General features: G+C 39.7%; 13 protein-coding genes and 2 tRNA genes. 9 read left to right on the top strand and 6 right to left on the bottom strand.

Features of this window, described 5'->3' with window-relative positions; translation table 11 throughout:
• Positions 1-71 precede the first annotated feature (71 nt).
• The 6 genes from AC3Z9T_RS14625 (at position 72) to AC3Z9T_RS14600 (ending at position 6,756) form a co-directional block, all read left to right on the top strand.
• Positions 72-1,565: an APC family permease gene (locus tag AC3Z9T_RS14625; protein ID WP_490126835.1), complete on the top strand. Its 1,494-nt coding sequence runs from the start codon at positions 72-74 to the stop codon at positions 1,563-1,565.
• Positions 1,540-2,145, top strand: coding sequence for a DUF3156 family protein (locus AC3Z9T_RS14620; RefSeq protein ID WP_490126834.1), 606 nt, complete (start codon positions 1,540-1,542; stop codon positions 2,143-2,145). Before AC3Z9T_RS14625 ends, AC3Z9T_RS14620 begins: the two co-directional genes overlap by 26 nt.
• 246 nt (positions 2,146-2,391) lie before the next feature.
• On the top strand, positions 2,392-3,831 hold the full coding sequence (phoA, locus tag AC3Z9T_RS14615; RefSeq protein ID WP_490126833.1) for an alkaline phosphatase: 1,440 nt from the start codon (positions 2,392-2,394) through the stop codon (positions 3,829-3,831).
• Between the two features lie 404 nt (positions 3,832-4,235).
• A complete protein-coding gene (locus tag AC3Z9T_RS14610; RefSeq protein WP_490126832.1) occupies positions 4,236-5,888 on the top strand; it encodes a Na/Pi cotransporter family protein in 1,653 nt (550 codons plus the stop codon).
• Positions 5,872-6,399 carry a GNAT family N-acetyltransferase gene (locus AC3Z9T_RS14605; protein ID WP_490126831.1) on the top strand — a complete coding sequence of 176 codons (528 nt, stop codon included), beginning with the start codon at positions 5,872-5,874 and terminating at the stop codon, positions 6,397-6,399. The genes AC3Z9T_RS14610 and AC3Z9T_RS14605 overlap by 17 nt, the downstream gene beginning before the upstream one ends.
• 96 nt (positions 6,400-6,495) lie before the next feature.
• Positions 6,496-6,756: a DUF1435 family protein gene (locus AC3Z9T_RS14600; RefSeq protein WP_490126830.1), complete on the top strand. Its 261-nt coding sequence runs from the start codon at positions 6,496-6,498 to the stop codon at positions 6,754-6,756.
• A 34-nt stretch (positions 6,757-6,790) separates the two neighbouring features.
• Here the strand turns inward: AC3Z9T_RS14600 and AC3Z9T_RS14595 are convergent.
• The 3 genes from AC3Z9T_RS14595 to rsmC form a co-directional block, all read right to left on the bottom strand.
• Positions 6,791-6,876, bottom strand: a tRNA-Leu gene (locus tag AC3Z9T_RS14595).
• Positions 6,877-6,938: 62 nt separating this feature from the next.
• Positions 6,939-7,025 (bottom strand) — tRNA-Leu (locus AC3Z9T_RS14590).
• Positions 7,026-7,208: 183 nt separating this feature from the next.
• On the bottom strand, positions 7,209-8,222 hold the full coding sequence (gene rsmC, locus AC3Z9T_RS14585) for a 16S rRNA (guanine(1207)-N(2))-methyltransferase RsmC (RefSeq protein WP_490126829.1): 1,014 nt from the start codon (positions 8,220-8,222) through the stop codon (positions 7,209-7,211).
• A 211-nt stretch (positions 8,223-8,433) separates the two neighbouring features.
• Here rsmC and AC3Z9T_RS14580 point away from each other — a divergent pair, with 211 nt between their 5' ends.
• Together AC3Z9T_RS14580 and rimI are read left to right on the top strand one after the other, a co-directional pair.
• Complete coding sequence (locus AC3Z9T_RS14580; protein WP_490126828.1) at positions 8,434-8,844, top strand: DNA polymerase III subunit psi; 411 nt, start codon at positions 8,434-8,436, stop codon at positions 8,842-8,844.
• Positions 8,813-9,265 carry a ribosomal protein S18-alanine N-acetyltransferase gene (rimI, locus tag AC3Z9T_RS14575; protein ID WP_490126827.1) on the top strand — a complete coding sequence of 151 codons (453 nt, stop codon included), beginning with the start codon at positions 8,813-8,815 and terminating at the stop codon, positions 9,263-9,265. The genes AC3Z9T_RS14580 and rimI overlap by 32 nt, the downstream gene beginning before the upstream one ends.
• 210 nt (positions 9,266-9,475) lie before the next feature.
• Here rimI and AC3Z9T_RS14570 read toward each other — a convergent pair whose 3' ends face one another.
• The 3 genes from AC3Z9T_RS14570 to AC3Z9T_RS14560 form a co-directional block, all read right to left on the bottom strand.
• The gene (locus AC3Z9T_RS14570) at positions 9,476-10,528 is read right to left on the bottom strand and encodes a hypothetical protein (RefSeq protein WP_490126826.1); all 1,053 of its coding nucleotides are present in this window, start codon (positions 10,526-10,528) and stop codon (positions 9,476-9,478) included.
• A 236-nt stretch (positions 10,529-10,764) separates the two neighbouring features.
• Entirely contained in the window at positions 10,765-13,689 is a 2,925-nt protein-coding gene (locus AC3Z9T_RS14565) for an autotransporter domain-containing protein (protein WP_490126825.1), read from the bottom strand.
• A gap of 244 nt (positions 13,690-13,933) precedes the next feature.
• A complete protein-coding gene (locus AC3Z9T_RS14560; RefSeq protein ID WP_490126824.1) occupies positions 13,934-15,502 on the bottom strand; it encodes a BCCT family transporter in 1,569 nt (522 codons plus the stop codon).
• Between the two features lie 290 nt (positions 15,503-15,792).
• Between AC3Z9T_RS14560 and AC3Z9T_RS14555 the strand changes: the two genes are divergently transcribed.
• Positions 15,793-16,920 carry an aromatic ring-hydroxylating oxygenase subunit alpha gene (locus AC3Z9T_RS14555; protein WP_490126856.1) on the top strand — a complete coding sequence of 376 codons (1,128 nt, stop codon included), beginning with the start codon at positions 15,793-15,795 and terminating at the stop codon, positions 16,918-16,920.
• The last annotated feature ends 16 nt before the right edge of the window (positions 16,921-16,936 follow it).

Raw genomic sequence — 16,936 nt, 5'->3', positions numbered from 1 at the left:
ACAATGCAGTCACTCTATTTTTACAAAAAATTCACAATCACGACTGTGTTCTAGGAAGAGAGGGAAGCAAAATGAATATGTCCTCAAAATTAACGTCACATATTGAGAAGGGGAAAGTTGGTTTTCCAACAACTCTTGCAAGCTCTGTGGGCGTGATTATGGCAAGCCCTGTCATCTTGACGGTGACCAGCGGTTTTGGAATTGGTGGTGATACGTTCGCTTTGGCCGTATTGTTGAGCTTTATCATGATGCAAGCTCAATTGACGACGTTTTCCGAAGCGGCGGCTATTTTACCGACATCAGGCTCTGTTTATGATTATATTTCATGTGGTATGGGGCGTTTTTGGGCGATAACAGGTGCGCTGTCAGCATATCTGATCGTGCATGTGTTTGCTGGAACGGCAGAAACGATTTTGTCCGGTATCATGGCATTAGTGAACTTTGAAAGCTTAAATACCGTGATGGAAACGAGTAATACCTCCTGGATGGTTGGGGTAGGCCTGGTGGTCACATTCGGATTATTGAACGCACTAGGTATTGAAGCTTTCAGTAAAGTTGAAGTAGTGCTGACTTTTGCAATGTGGAGCACCTTGGTTATCTTCAGTATCGGTGGGTTACTGATCCCTTTCCATACTTCTGTTGATGGATGGTTTGGTCATGGTTTGAATATTTCAGATCCAACTCTTGTTTTAAGCTTTGTCGGCATGGCAATGTTTATGTTTGTAGGCTGTGAGTTGGTGACACCAATGGCACCTGAAATTAAAAACTCAGCAAAAGTTATTCCACGTGCGATGGCGACAGGGTTATGTGGCGTGGCATTCTGTATGTTCTTATTTGGGGCGGCAATGACGAATCAAGTCGAAAACGTCATTGTTGATCCTACTAATAATGTTAGTTTGTTAGAAACGCCAATGGCTATCCCTGCTTTTGCGAGTCAAGTTTTTGGTGATATTGGTAAGTATTGGATTGGGATTGCGCTGTTACTTGCTGGTGGCGCGACTATTAATACATTAATGGCTGCGGTACCAAGGATACTTTATGGCATGGCATTGGATGGTGCATTACCACGTATTTTTGCTTACTTGCATCCTCGCTTTAAAACGCCAGTCTTTGGTATCTTAGTTGCGGTAATGATCCCTTGTTTACATACATTCGCTATTCAAGGTGATTTAGACCGCATTATGCCATTAGTGTTAGCTGCGGTATGTTCTTGGGGAACGGCTTATTTACTGGTTACCATTTCAGTCATTTTATTGCGTATACGTCGCCCTGATTTGCACCGTGCTTATCGCTCACCATTTTTCCCCATTCCACAAATTATTTCGAGTGTTGGGATCATTTTAGCTATTGTCTACATTACCCCTCCTGGAATGAATAAATCTGATGTTTATATTCCATTTATCATTATGTTAGGGCTGACAGCAAGTTATGCATTAATTTGGACGGTATTTGTGCAAAAGGTTAATCCGTTTAAACCTGTTCCTGTTGAGCAAGTGTTATCAAGCACATTTACTGAGGAAGAGCTGAAGGGGGTGAAAATTGAGCCATTACGCAACCTCGCCTAAGTATACTTTTTGGCAGCGTTTGATAAAGAAGCGTTTGCCAACAGGCTATCAGCAAGGCCTAACGCTGAATAAGGTCGAACGTGATATCTTACCCTATCAGTGTGAATGGGGAGCTCCGGGGGAGCTCCTTATCCACCCACAAGATGAGTTAACGATTTGTGTTACAGAGCGGGTTAAAACGCTATTTATGGCATTTATTGTGTTTAGCCGATTCTCTGTGATAGGGCGCTGTAGTCAAACCATCGATGCGCAGATTACGGTGAAAACAGGTGGAAGCTTACGTAAAAAGCATGTTCATTTTGTGTCGAAGGATGAAAAAGGGCAATCGCTAGTGAGCTTACTGAAGCAATACCCGATTATCGCTAGTACACTCGAAGAGCTAGATTTTAATTATTGCCATTTGGAGGTTAAAAATGGCATGTGGCGTTGTGAGATAGAACCGTTTACGGCTTCTGAAATGGTCAGCAGAATTCCAGCCACAAGGCGTTATTTACGGTTAACTTCGGAACAAAGGCATCGTTTATTGAGTGCGTTGCAGTTGATTCACCAATTTATGGAAAAACATTTTGTTAAACATTGAGTTTGAAATATCAATTTGATAGTAATATTTTCCATTAAATAAATTTTCAATAGAAAATGATGTGAAAACATTACCGTTAATCGGCTATAAGGCAGTTAACCAATAACTGCCTTTTTCACATTAATGACAATCATCTTTTTTTCGACATAAATCCGTCATCCAACTGTCATCTGGCTAGCTTAGCATGCCAATCATTATTCGAAGCGACTTAATATTTAAACTTCTTTTATTGGCAAGGAAATGATTATGACAGGTCATTGCATGAAATCGATTCTAGCAGTTGCAGTAAGTACAATGCTTTTAGGCGGCACTCTCCCAGCAAATGCTGCAACACCAAACGATGCTGTTTCAGAAAATCGCGCTGCGCAAGGTGATATTACCCAATTTGGTGGCGCTCGTCGTTTAGCACAAGAACAAACTGATATCATGAAAGCGGCTCTGCATAATGGGCAAGCCAAGAACGTGATCCTGTTTATTGGTGATGGAATGGGTGATTCTGAAATTACTGTTGCACGTAACTATGCTGAAGGTGCGGGTGGTTTCTTTAAGGGCATTGATGCATTACCGATTACGGGCCAGTATACCCATTACGCATTAAACAAAAAAACCAAAAAACCTGACTATGTGACGGATTCTGCTGCATCTGCAACTGCTTGGTCATCTGGTGTAAAAACCTATAATGGTGCGCTTGGTGTTGATGTCTTCGATAAAGATCACGATACCTTAATTGAGTTAGCTAAACGAAATGGTAAAGCAACAGGAAACGTCACAACGTCAGAAATTCAAGATGCGACGCCAGCAGCTCAATTTTCTCATGTGACGGCACGTAAATGTTATGGTCCTGAAGAGACCTCAGAAAAATGCGCAACTAATGCATTAGAAAATGGTGGGCGTGGTTCAATCTCTGAACAGCTACTGGTGACTCGCGCTGATGTAACGTTAGGTGGTGGCGCGAAGAGCTTTAAGCAAGTTGCGAAGGCGGGGGATTACAAAGGTAAAACCCTCGAAGAGCAAGCAAAAGAACGTGGTTTTAATATTGTACGTGATGCGAAATCATTAGACGCTATTACTGTCGCTAATCAAGATAAGCCGGTGTTAGGTTTATTCCATGACGGTAATATGGCAGTGGCTTGGGAAGGGCCTAAAGCAACACATTATGGCAATATTAATAATCCTCCGCTTGAGTGCAAGCCGAATGCTAAGTTAGATCCTAACGCACCAACATTGGCTCAAATGACAGAGAAAGCGATTGATTTATTACAAACCAACCCAAATGGTTTCTTCTTACAAGTTGAAAGCGCTTCTATTGATAAACAAGATCATAAAGCGAATCCATGTGGTCAAATTGGTGAAACCGTTGCATTGGATGAAGCGGTACAAGTAGGTTTAGATTTTGCGAAAAAACATGGTGATACTTTAGTGATCGTGACTGCTGACCATGCGCATTCTAGCCAAATCATTCCAGAAGGGACTAAATCAACAGGTTTAACCCAAGCTCTGATCACTAAAGATGGCTCTGTGATGGTAATTAACTACGGCAACTCCGAAGAAGATGATTCACAAGAGCATACAGGCGCACAATTACGCGTAGCAGCTTATGGACCACATGCAGCTAACGTTATGGGCCTGACTGACCAAACCGATTTGTTCTTTACCATGCGTGATGCCATGGGACTGAAACAATAAACCAACCCTGTAAGTTAAATCCTCTGCGACAGGACGTTGTGGAGGATTTTTTATTTCTCCTGCCAATTATCCCCCCTTTCATATTAATGCTAAATCTTATTATGAATTTTGCGTTAATTAGTCTATTCATGTATAAAAATTATCAGGTGTTGAGGTTTTATTTGTTTGCGTTGACTTACAATTAATCAGATGATCATTCTCAATAGACTTTTATTTTAACTTTTTGAAAAATAAAAGAAATAATGTATAATGAAGTGTTTTTACATTAATTTCCTCATACTTAAATACTTAACGATTCTATCTATTGAATCGAATATGACTACTTTTAGTCTGTCATGAAAAAAACTAACTTTATATAACTAATTGTTTTAAATAAAAATAAAGCCTATAGGATTAAAATTCCAATGTTGTCCCTTTTACATCTTTTATCATCGGTCGCATTGCTGGTTTGGGGAACACACATTGTCCGTACTGGTATCATGCGCGTTTTTGGTGCAGACCTAAGACGTATTCTAGGAAAAAGCGTCAGTCGTAAATCAAGCGCATTTCTTTCCGGCGTCGGTGTCACTGCACTGGTACAAAGCAGTAATGCAACGGCATTACTGGTTATTTCCTTTGTCTCTCAAGGGCTGATTTCATTAACTCCTGCCATGGTTATTATGCTTGGTGCCGATGTTGGTACTGCACTAATGGCACGAATTTTGACGTTTGATTTGTCGTGGTTATCTCCATTGTTAATTTTGATTGGGGTAGCGACATTTTTAAGTCAGAAAAAGAATCGAACAGGACAAATTGGCCGTGTAGGGATTGGTCTTGGTTTGATCTTATTGGCTTTACAGCTGATCGTTGCATCGGCAGAGCCGATCACTCATGCAGATGCCGTTAAAGCTATTTTTACTTCATTGAGTGGTGATGTGGTATTGGCGCTATTGGTAGGTGCTTTGTTTGCCATGGTGAGCTACTCAAGTTTAGCAGCAGTGTTGTTGACTGCGACGCTAAGTGCGACGGGATTAGTACCACTTTATATTAGTTTAAGTATTGTTATTGGTTCTAACATTGGTAGTGGTTTGCTCGCTATGATGAGCAGCCGCGGGCAAAATGAAATTTCTCGCCAAGTAGTACTAGGAAGCTTGCTGTTTAAACTGATTGGTTGTGCAGTGGTACTGCCATGGGTAAAACCGATTGCACAATGGATTGGTGAGTATGGCTTTAATGCAGCGGAAGTGGTGATCTATTTCCATGTTTTTTATAACCTAATCCGTTGTTTAGTGATGTTACCTTTTGTCGGACCAATGGCAAAATTATGTAATCGATTAATCCCTATTTCGCTTTCTGCGGAGCAGCAAATAGCGCCTCGTTATTTAGACAAAAGTGCCTTAGAAACCCCATCATTAGCAATTGCTAATGCGGTGCGAGAAACCCTACGAATGGGGGATGTGCTTGAGCTCATGTTACAACGTTTTGGCGATGTGCTTAATGGTAATAAAGAGCAGAAGAGAGAAATTAACCGCTTAGAAGAAGAAGTGGATATGCTGCATAGCAGTATTAAGCTTTATCTGGCTCAGTTACAGCAAAGTGAATTAAGTGAAGAAGACTCTAGGCGTTGGGCTGAAATTATTGATACGGCTTTTAACTTGCAGCAATCTTCTGCGATTATCCATCGAATGACTTCTGAATTGGTAAAAAAATCGATTGATAACCGCCGTTCGTTTTCGAATGAAGGATTTAAAGAGCTACTTTCATTGCTAGAGCGGTTACAGGCTAATTTAAATTTAGGGATGTCAGTGTTTGTTTCGGCTGATATCGATAATGCAAAACGTTTACGCCGTGCGAAGCACCGCTTTCGCTTAATTAATCAACGTTTTGCTTATGCTCACGTAGAAAGGTTACATGAGCAAAATATGCAAAGCTTAGATACCAGTAACTTACATGTCAGTTTATTAGGGGATATGAAGCGGCTCAATTCATTATTCTGTGCTGTCGCTTATCATGCTTTAGAAGGCGTTGCAGAAAGTCGTAAAGAGCAAATGAGTTTGGAAAATGAGAAGAATACGTGAGTTACAAAGGGATGAAGTTCCATCCGTTTGGTCTATTGATAGAGCGGAATTAATCGAACATTTATATGTATATCAGCAAGGGCAATTAGCACTATCAGCACAGCGCTTTGACATGAAAGGCTGGCCTGAAGGGGAGCCTGAAGCTTATACCCCACATTTACTTGAAAGCTATGATAATGGCGCGGTATTTATTGGTGTATTTGATAAAGATACGTTAATTGCAGCTGCCAGCCTCGATAATATTTGGCGTGGTGAAAGTGATAACCTGTTGCAATTATCCTTTTTGCACGTTAGTCACCACTATCGTGGCGAAGGATTAGGTGGAATGTTATTTAAACAGTGTTGTCAGCTTGCGAAAGAGAAAGGTGCGAAAGGGCTCTATATTTCGGCAACGCCATCTGAGAATACAGTACATTTCTACCAATATATGGGATGTAAATTGATTGATAAGCCAGATCCTGAATTGTTTGCTTTAGAGCCAGAGGATATTCATTTTATTTATCCATTTTGATGACAAAGGGGATCGTGCTTTTAACAAAAAATATTGTGTTTTGCTAAAAACAGGATATGATTGATAATCATTATCATTTAAATTGTTGAGGTAGCGATGCCAAATAGCGTAACCAAAAGCACTTATCTGCGCCGCTCTGCTGCTGGATTATGGGGTGTTTTCGCCGTTATTTTATTGAGCGTGATTTATCTACTCAGCAATATGGGAATGAATAGCCTAAAAATTGTTACTATTATTACCATGCTGATGACAGTCGCTATGTTATTTAATCGTGGCTCTCGGCGTTTGCTGATTGTGCCTGCTGTTATTGCTCTTCTGTGTAGTTTGGTTGCATTAGCACTACAACATAATGCATAAATGGATTAGAAGGCAAAGTGGTGCGGGTTAACAGTGGTGCGAAAGGGGGGACTTGAACCCCCACGCCCGAAGGGCACTAACACCTGAAGCTAGCGCGTCTACCAATTCCGCCACCCTCGCAATTACTGTTAACTTCTTTGAAGCGCTATCATTTAAATAGAATACTCAAAATTAGGTCTGCATGGTGCGAAAGGGGGGACTTGAACCCCCACGTCCGTAAGGACACTAACACCTGAAGCTAGCGCGTCTACCAATTCCGCCACCCTCGCAATATCAGACTTTATATTATGTCGATAGCACGCTGCGGATTTTAGGCTAATTTAACTGCACGTCAATAATTTTTTCATTATTCACAGATTATTTGATGTAAAAAAAGCCAGTATTCGCTGGGCACAGAGTGCAGACAAACTTATTTTGTTTGTCTGCGGTCGTTAATATTGTTGATTGACGGCTTAACGTTTGGTTGCTTGGTAAACTTTAAATTTACCTGTTTTTGCTAATAACTCATGGCTGCCAAAGGCCTTATCAAGCATATCTGGGTAAGGTAAGAATGCATTCGCTACAATACGGAATTTACCACCTCTTTTCAGGTATTTTGGTGCCTGATAAATCATATTTTCTACCGCATTGTAGCTAGTGTTGAGGCCATCATGGAACGGCGGGTTAGAAATGATCCAATCAAATTGGTCATTAATGTCAGAATAGACATCGCTTGCAACGACTTTACCTGTTAACTGATTCGCTTGTAAGGTTGCAGTAGAGGACATCAAGGCAGAGGCACTAACATCGCTGAGTGTTAATGTCACTTCAGGGTTGTTTTTTCCAATCACTGCCGCTAATACGCCATTACCACAAGCAATATCAAGGACATTACCTGTTACTGGTTCAGTCAGGGTGGAAAGTAGCAAGTCACTACCAATGTCTAATTCATTATGGCTAAATACACCAGGTAGGGCATGGATCTGGACATTCTCGGCTTCATAACGACGCCACCAACGCGCAATATCGAACTGGGTTGGCTGTTCTAATTCGCCGTAATACAGGCCGCAACGTCTAGCTGAGTCAATTTTTTGCAGTGTCGCGATGCCTTCCATGATGGATTCTGCACTTTTTACACCACTGCGGTTTTCGCCAACAACAAAAATTTGGCTGCCTACAGCGAGGTGAGTGCACAGATCGTCGAGCTGAAAGCAGGCTTCTTGTTTGTTTTTTGGCCAAAAGTAGATCAACGTATTGCAAGGGCGAACAAAATTAGCATCAGCGATTGCGGCAAATTGGACATTTTCGCCCATTAAGCCATTAAGGCTTTTCCAGCGATGATATTGGTTAGTGATCACACGAACGCTAGCCGCTTCTAAGGTTGCTGCGAGTTCATCTTGAATGTCACCCGCTATTATTACATGGCGTTCTGTAAAGTGCTCAAGGTGGCGCTGGATAACTTCACTAGCAGGGGTGAGTAGTGACATAATTTAAAATCTCCTTACTTGTCATACTTTTGATACTTCAGGTTGCAGCGTTTTAACATATCCAGCAGCAACAAATTACTTGCAATAGGTATGCAAACCCAATTATTTTGCGCACACTCTATCAGAAAATGGGGAAATAGCATTGCTCTGTTGGCGCTATTAATCCCCTTTGATAAGATAATGTTGTTAACTAGCGACTGGAAAGAAATTAATGGCACGACGTGACAGGCTTTTAAATCAAATGGGTATCACTCAATGGGTAGTGAGAAACCCTGCTGTATTACGCGGTGAACGTGGTGTAAGAATTCCAGATTCGACTAAGCTTATTATTATTACTGATGAGGGCCTCGATTTAAACCACCGTCTGCTGAAAGATGTTTTTCTAGCAATGAACGTTTATCCTACAGATGTTGTGTGTATAAATTCAGAGCAACTGGCGATGATCCCAACCCCTATTACGATAAATTGTTGGGCCTTAGGTAATCAACCTCATCTTGAAAGCGTAAAAATGACCTTTATTTCTCCTGTGTTAGATGAGCTGGCGACCAGCAATAGCGCTAAACAGGCACTATGGAAGCAGATTTATCAATATGACGAAAATTTCAGCACTAAAGCAGTCTGATCTTGCCAGCGCGTTTTTAATTGAGAAGTTAAGCCATGATTTTCCTTGGACTGAGCGTGTTTTCTATGGGAATCAAGGGGAAAAGTACCATAACATTAAAATTTCTGTTGATAATCAGTTGGTTGGTTTTGCCATAACACAATGTATTCTTGATGAAGCAACGTTATTTAATATCGCAATACACCCTGATTATCAAGGAAAGGGTTATGGCCGCCTGTTAATGGAACATTTAATTGAAGATCTCGCCAGTAAAAATGTTTTAACATTGTGGCTTGAAGTACGTGAATCCAATGCACCTGCATTACATCTTTACGATAAATTAGGGTTTCATCAAGTTACCGTGCGTAAAGATTATTACCCCGCAAAACAAGGGCGTGAAGATGCGCTGATTTTGGCATTAACCTTATTTAAAGATGCATAATGATCAAATTAAACTACGGCTAATACTACTAGTCGTGGTTTATACTCGTCATACTTCAAGTTGCAGGGCTTTTCGTTAAGATATGGTGACTACGCTACGCTCGCCGAGTCACATAGTTTATCTATGCTCCCCGACTATCTTCGCTTGTCGCCTACCTGCAACTCGAATTATTTAGAGTATAAATTATCTGGCGAATAACTTTTTGACTGATTATCCCTTCACAACCAAAGGATCTTGGTTGATGAGCACGTAATCTGTATTCTTACGATAGCCAAATACTCGTACCAGTGTGCGTCGATTGTCTTTAACTGTATCTCTGCTATGAAAACTGACTGGGTTATTAATAACGAGTGCTCTAGTCGGTTGCAGATTGATCTCATCAAATTTAATGCGATCTGCGATGCTGCTAAATTTAGCGTAGGTTTTTTTGATAAATTCTGAAGCAGATGGATCAACAGAAAAGCGCTCTGAATTATAGTTTGCTACAAGTTTTCCTTTATCATTTAAATCAAGTATCGCGATATGTGTTCCTCCGATACTTTTACCTTCACTGGCTGTTTTAGCAGGGCGAAAATTGAAGCTTTTCGTCGTTAAGGCGGTGATTTCTTCTTTTGATAGCTGGCTCAGTGCTCGCTCAATCGGTGCTACTTTTGTTGTTTCTGATAATGGATTCCATCTAGCGGTGAGAATGAGTGATGAAGGTGATGGTGAGTGCCCTCGCACGACTCTAGTGGATGAGTAATAAGGATCTTCAGTATGCGGCACAATACTCTTACCTGAATGTGAGCTACCGTCAGGCACTTCATTGGCGAGTTTTTGAGTACCGCCTCCATGAAAGTTTGCGACAACTCTTACAATCTTACCTTCGTTTTCAGTATCAAAAGCGAAGGTTGTTTCGTTGAGTAAGGCTAATATAATTTGTTCTTGTGAGGCTAACTTTAATGTTTCAATGTCCGATTCCAACTCTTCAAGTGTAGGAAATTGGTGTTCTTGGGGAAGAGTGATGGGTTTACCATCAACAGTAGAATTAATGAAACCTTCAAAAACTAAGTGGGTAATTTTTTCATCAATATAATCATTAATTAGTTTTTTATCACTATCATTAAATAATTCGAATAGTTCTGTAGCAATATCTTCCGCTAGTTTCTGGTTACCTTCTTTTTGAGGGCCTCCGTTCAACGCAAGTTGGTAGGATTTTTCTTGTAAGATGATCGCAATTTTTTCATTTAATGTAATGCAAGGTGTTGATTGATTTCCCATCATGATTTTATTGTACCTATAATTAGCTTTATGAATAATGAAAGTTAATAAGTTCTATATTTAAATGACCAATTCATTAATTAGGTAATAATAAAAAAATATAAAAATAGTTAAATCATAGAATGCATTACAGACTAAGAATATACTTACCATCAAGCGTGTAGTTGGCTTGTTTGTTTTTAACATGAAAGCACCTAATTTCCATGTTGATAATTAGGTGCTTTATTTCTTTGATTTAATTAAAACCCCCATTTAATTTGAGCATTAACTCTATTTTCATCATGGTTTTTGGCTAATAACCCATTGTAGCCAACGGATAATTTTATATTTTTACCGAGTGCCAAATTGGAGTTAACTTTTACTGTCATTGCGTCTTGTCCTGCTGGAAGGCTTCTCGTCATAAATTTATCACCTCCACTATTAAAACCAAGGTGTACGCTGCGTTCTAAATCGTTATACTGATGTACCCAACCCAGTTCACCGCCAATAGCGAGAGAACGCTGTTTTTCAAATGCAAACTCATGTTCTATACGTAAGCCCACGGTGGATAATGTTGCATTAATGGCGGGGGTTTTACCTACTAGCGATGCTGCGCCACCTTTTTCAGTAAAGTTATTGCTTGATGCGTTGATGTGGGTGAAATTGATAAAAGGTTCTAAATTCACTTTTTTAGCATTAATCGCATAACCTGCTTCTAGGAAAGTCTGGCTGGTGGATGAATTATATTTGGCTTTATTATCATCATGTTGTGCTCGATAATCGGTTTTTCTTTCGGTGTCATTATTGTGCCAACTGTAGCCAATGCCAGAACGTAGAGAGAGTGCATTGATCTGTTTACCACCATATATCAGTGTATGGTAATTGCTAGTGTTTGCCGATGATTGATGACTTCCATAGATTGCAGTTCGGGTATAGCCTGTTGCTACGCCAATTTGTATGTTTTTCTCGTCAAATTTTTTATCCACACCCATTAGAAACCCATAAGTGGATGTATTAAATGCATCTGAATTACCATCGCTTGATGAATGTGACCAATTTCCAAGTAGACTGATCCAAGTATGTTTAGGTAGATTTGGTATGTGTTCTTGTGCTCTTATTCTTGAAACTAATGAATCTCTAAGGTAGCGACTTTCATTGATTTGCTGGGAAACTAGATCTGCATGAATTTGCCCAGATAAACTATCAAAAATAGTTTGTGCTTCTTCTATCGATTGAATGGTTAAAATACTTTCGAACAGAGGGTTCCCGCTCCCTAAACTTTCAATAGCATGGGCAACCTGTTGTTCATTATAAGTATTTGCGGCACTTGCAAAGGGTAGTGACGTTCGGCCGATATTCAGTTGAACATTATTATTGCTATAGGTTAAATTTGCACCTAAAAATAAATAGTTAGGTTCAATGGTGTTAAATTGCCCGCTAATTCCCTGTTCAGCGTCGAGTATGGTGAATTGTGAGCCAATTAAGCTTTGTACGTCGGTTTGTTGTAGTAAATTATCGCTATTTTCTAATGATAATTTTAGGTCACCGCCATTAATGGTGATGGTGCCTTGGCTGACAATGGTATCTATTGCGCCATCAGGGGCGATTTCCACTAAGAAGTCTGTACCATCAGAAATCACTAAGTCATTAACGACAGTCAGTGTACCGACTGAGTGACCGGGAGCGACAGTACTGCCGCTATTTAGGATCAAGTTTTGAATTGTCCCTTCACCTGTCAATATTCCCTGTTTATTTATAGTAACGGTTGAATTGACAGTACCGTCAACTAAATCAAGTGTACCTTTATTGACATTAACGGCAGAGTTTAGCGTTCCTGTTATTTGTAATGTACCGCCGTTAACTGTTGAAACGCTACTGTAAGTACTGTTACCTGCGATAAGCAGTTCTCCCTGATTAACATCAACACCACCAAAATGGTCATCACCTGATAATTTTAAGGTGCCGCTACCATTTTTAATCAATCTGCCGGGGCCATTGATGTTGTTTTTCCATTCATCCCAAAGAGTAAAACCGGGAATATCATAATCGTTATTATTTGGATCTTGATTTACAGTAAAAGTATCGTAAAAATAAGTGGGGCCGTTATATGCACAGGGTAAATTTATTAACCCCCAATAGCTATCAGGATCGCCTTCCGCTAATTGCCATGATGCAATGGAATTTGTTGGATAAGCGGTACTGGATAATATACTGAGCCGCTGGCTATTATTAAGGTAAGGGAAGCGTAAGCGTAATAAATAACCCGACATTTCAGGGATTTCGTTTGGTGTAATTAATTGAGCCTCATCATTATTTAATTGATAGTAATAACCGACGGCATTATTGAATGCATCTGAGCTATCGACTTGCTGAGCACAATTAATGATATCATTTTGGCATTCTAAAGTGAGTGTTGCCCGAGTATCGCGTGCTAGTTCAACTAGTGTTTGTGTAATGTCATCATCAGAAAGGAGCTCTGATAGAATAAAATAATTACCGACCCTTGATGCGATGGTATCTGTGGCAAAATGCATTTCTAAAATGACGCGGCTTTCACCATATTCAACTGCCCGAGAGAAAAGATCGCTGCCTTTTTCAGGGAACAAAATGGACAGTGTTGCCGCTTGTTTAAATCCTTTCCACGTGTGACCACTAGGAAATGAAGAGCCGACTATACTCGTATAATTGTTAATATAGTTGCCATTAGCATCAAGGACTTGGTAAGGGCGACCTCGAACAAAAATATCTTTTAAAATAAATTCTATCGATCTATTTCTGAATTTATTCGTATCATAAGCATAAGTAGCAATTTTATATAATGAATCAATTTTCTCAAATGAATCATTATCAATAACATCTAGTTTACTGAGTGAATTATCATCAAAAATATATTGAGCGAAAATCTTATAAATATAGTCACCGTTTTCATTTTTATCGAGAACAGCTAAAGCGTAACGCTTGGTGGCGATATTTTCAGTAATACTATTGGTGATTAATCTATCCCATTCTGCTGTATCTGAGCCTACGGCCGGGATTTCATTAATGATATTGGTTTTTAAATGATTGTACCAATCATTCCTTGAGTTTAATATCTGTGTTTTAGTTTCTTTGGTATCAATAATAGCGAATGAAATACTACTATAAAATAAACCTAATAAGCTTAGGTTATAGATGTTTGTTCTCATTAAAATGACTCCATTAATATGTAAATGAAGGCACATTAGAGGTAAAGTGTGAATATTTGATGACAGGATATCTGTTGTTAATCCTAATTGAATTTTTCTTTTTATTTTATCTTTCCATTTTTCATAAGGTAAATTTTAACTACTTATTCATTTAAACTATCTTAATAATTATTTATTACAGTTATCACTTAATGAAAAGCCACTGTTATGATGCAGTGGCTCAATATGTTAATATTGTTATTAATTATTCTGACTGCTTTTCAGTGGTCGGTAAAATAGATTGCCTAGCGACTACACGGATCTTCTTTCTGTACTTTTGTTCTGCTTTTTCAATGCTGATTTCTTCATTTAACCCTTTATAGGTTGAATAACACATTATTAGCATCAATATAGAAAGTGGAATTGCTGTGGCAACAAGTGCAGATTGTAAACCTGATAAGCCGCCTGTGATGATTAATACAATGGCGATGGCTGCAATGACCACTCCCCAAATGGTTTTCGTGGTATGAGTTGGGTTCGGGTTACCATTCTCACTAACCATCCCCAGTACAAATACCGCCGAATTAGCCGATGTAATGAAAAATACCATGACTAGCACCATTGCCAATACGCACATAAAAGTACTGGCTGGGAAGTAATCTAAGAACTTGAAGAATGCTGATGTGACATCTGTTTTAACAGCTTCAGCCAGCGCTTTTTGTCCCATATTTTGGATCAAATGAATAGCCGAACCCCCCATGACAGCAAACCAAGTAAATGAGCCTAGTACAGGGATAAATACTGCTCCTATCATAAACTCTTTAATTGTGCGGCCTTTGGAAATTCGAGCAACAAAACTACCCACTAATGGTGCCCATGCGATCCACCATCCGAAGTAAAACAGTGTCCAGTTAGCGATCCACGTACCATCATTGTATGGTTCTGTGCGGAAAGACATACTGACAAAGTTTTGTACATAGTCGCCGATCCCCTGAAAAAGAACTTTTAAGATAGTTTGGGTTGGGCCAGCAAACAGAATAAAACCCATTAATGCAAAGGCTAATATCATATTCAGGTTTGATAGATGTTTGATAGCACCTTGTAGCCCTGAAATGGTTGAGGCGATATAAATGATAGTGACAATCGCAATAATGGCTGCTTGGATCCAAATGCTGATTGGCAGCCCCCAGAGATAATTCATACCGGTATTCACTTGCAGAGTACCAAATCCAAGTGAGGTTGCGATACCAATGACAATAGAAAGAACAACTAACACATCGACCCATTTACCTATAGACCCTTTGATTCGATCCCCAATCAGTGGATAGAACACTGAACTAAGCGATGCAGGTAATTTCTTTCTGAATTGGAAAAAAGCCAGTGATACGCCAACTAACGCATAGCACGCCCAAGCCGATACACCCCAATGCAAATAGACATACTGCATTGCCGTTTTAGCCGCTTGTTCGCTATAACCCGTGCCAACTGGAGGGCTAATATAGTAGGACACCGGCTCTGCAACGCCCCAAAATACTAAGCTGATACCAATTGATGCACTGAATAACATGCCGATCCATGTTGCAGTGCTGTATTCAGGACGATCTGTATCATCACCAAGCCGAATATGACCGAACTTGGAAAATCCGAGATACATACAAAAGCTAAAAAAAATGAAAACGGCTCCGAGTATAAACCAACCTAAATTGTTATAGATAAAACCCAGAGAGTAATTTGAAAATGCTTCGAGTTTGTCAGGTATAAAAGTGCCTAAGCTAATTAACGCCAAACTAAAGGCGAGCGATACGTAAAATACAGATTTCTTATTATTCATCATACCTCTTCTCCAGTTGCTCACTTATTGTTATGTCTTTTAATGAGAGTTGGTTTGCAGGGAATGCTACTTTTGGTTTACAGAGAATATCCATGCAAACATTAGGTAGTCAACAGTTAATTAACCAATAATTAACATTAGTGAATTTGAATTTGTTGTTATGCTAATGATATTAAATGATTAAATTTTTATTGTGCTATTTTTGTTAACTTTTTATTTGATCATTATTGAGATCTGGATTAACATTCCAAAAAAATAATGTTAACTATAAGTTTACATAAGTGAGGGCAATGATGAGCAATGCAAACAAAGTCATTTCAATTAATGATCACCTTGATATTGATAACGCATGGACGATCCCTGCACGCTATTACACATCTGATGATGTATTTGAATTTGAAAAAGAAAATATCTTTGCTAACTCTTGGGTGTGTGTTGCTCATTGCAGTGAAGTCAAAGAGAAAAATGCTTATATCACTCGTCAATTGATCGGCGAAAGTCTCGTCATTGTCAGAGGCCGAGATGATGTTCTGCGTGGTTTTTATAACGTATGCCCACATCGTGGACACCAGTTAATCAGTGGTGAAAGCGGTAAAATGAAGAATGTGATTACCTGTCCTTATCACGCGTGGGCATTCAAATTGGATGGCCAGTTAGCTCATGCGACTAACTGTGAGAATGTTAATAATTTTGAAGCAGATGCAATGTCGTTAAGTAGCTTCCATGTTATTGAACATGCAGGGTTTATCTATATAAACCTAACTCAAGGTGAACCTCAACCGATTGAAGAGCAATTACCGGGTCTGGCTGCAAAAATGGAAGAAGCTTGCTCGGTGATCCGTGATTTGAAGCTAGCGGCTCGTTTTGTTAGCCAGACACCAGCTAACTGGAAAACAATCGTTGATAACTATATTGAGTGCTATCACTGTCCAACCAACCATGTCAGTTTTGCCAGTTCGGTTGATGTGAATGTGTATGAGCATCAATTGAATGAAAATTGGACGGTGCAGATTGGTAAGGCTAAGCCATCCGAATCATCATATCAATTTGATGAGTCTGTACTGGATCCGCGATTCTTTGGATTTTGGATATGGCCTAGCACGATGTTTAACATGCCTCCTGGTGGCGACTTTATGACAGTAATCTATGAGTTTCCAACCAGCGCAGGCGAAACCCTGCAGCATTACGACATCTACTTTCTCAACGAAGAATTGACTGAGTATCAGAAAAATTTAGTGGAGTGGTATCGTACCGTTTTTCGCCCTGAAGATCTGCGTTTAGTTGAAAGTGTACAAAGGGGGTTACGTTCGCGAGGTTATCGTGGTCAAGGGCGGATCATGGCTGATAGGCAGCGTAGTGGGATCAGTGAGCACGGTGTGGCGCACTTTCATAAGTTATTGGCAGGGGCTCATACTGAATAATTATGGGGGATCCACA

This window comes from Providencia sp. 6390, assembly GCF_058148425.1.
Note: the sequence above shows the minus strand (reverse complement) of the source record. Positions and strands in the feature narration are given on the sequence as shown.

Bases quoted from the DNA above. Each gene is read 5' to 3' on its own strand.
- AC3Z9T_RS14625 (WP_490126835.1), top strand. From the start codon at position 72: ATGAATATGTCCTCAAAATTAACGTCACATATTGAGAAGGGGAAAGTT.
- phoA (WP_490126833.1), top strand. From the start codon at position 2,392: ATGACAGGTCATTGCATGAAATCGATTCTAGCAGTTGCAGTAAGTACA.
- AC3Z9T_RS14610 (WP_490126832.1), top strand. From the start codon at position 4,236: ATGTTGTCCCTTTTACATCTTTTATCATCGGTCGCATTGCTGGTTTGG.
- AC3Z9T_RS14605 (WP_490126831.1), top strand. From the start codon at position 5,872: ATGAGAAGAATACGTGAGTTACAAAGGGATGAAGTTCCATCCGTTTGG.
- AC3Z9T_RS14600 (WP_490126830.1), top strand. From the start codon at position 6,496: ATGCCAAATAGCGTAACCAAAAGCACTTATCTGCGCCGCTCTGCTGCT.
- rsmC (WP_490126829.1), bottom strand. From the start codon at position 8,222: ATGTCACTACTCACCCCTGCTAGTGAAGTTATCCAGCGCCACCTTGAG.
- AC3Z9T_RS14580 (WP_490126828.1), top strand. From the start codon at position 8,434: ATGGCACGACGTGACAGGCTTTTAAATCAAATGGGTATCACTCAATGG.
- rimI (WP_490126827.1), top strand. From the start codon at position 8,813: ATGACGAAAATTTCAGCACTAAAGCAGTCTGATCTTGCCAGCGCGTTT.
- AC3Z9T_RS14570 (WP_490126826.1), bottom strand. From the start codon at position 10,528: ATGATGGGAAATCAATCAACACCTTGCATTACATTAAATGAAAAAATT.
- AC3Z9T_RS14565 (WP_490126825.1), bottom strand. From the start codon at position 13,689: ATGAGAACAAACATCTATAACCTAAGCTTATTAGGTTTATTTTATAGT.
- AC3Z9T_RS14560 (WP_490126824.1), bottom strand. From the start codon at position 15,502: ATGATGAATAATAAGAAATCTGTATTTTACGTATCGCTCGCCTTTAGT.
- AC3Z9T_RS14555 (WP_490126856.1), top strand. From the start codon at position 15,793: ATGAGCAATGCAAACAAAGTCATTTCAATTAATGATCACCTTGATATT.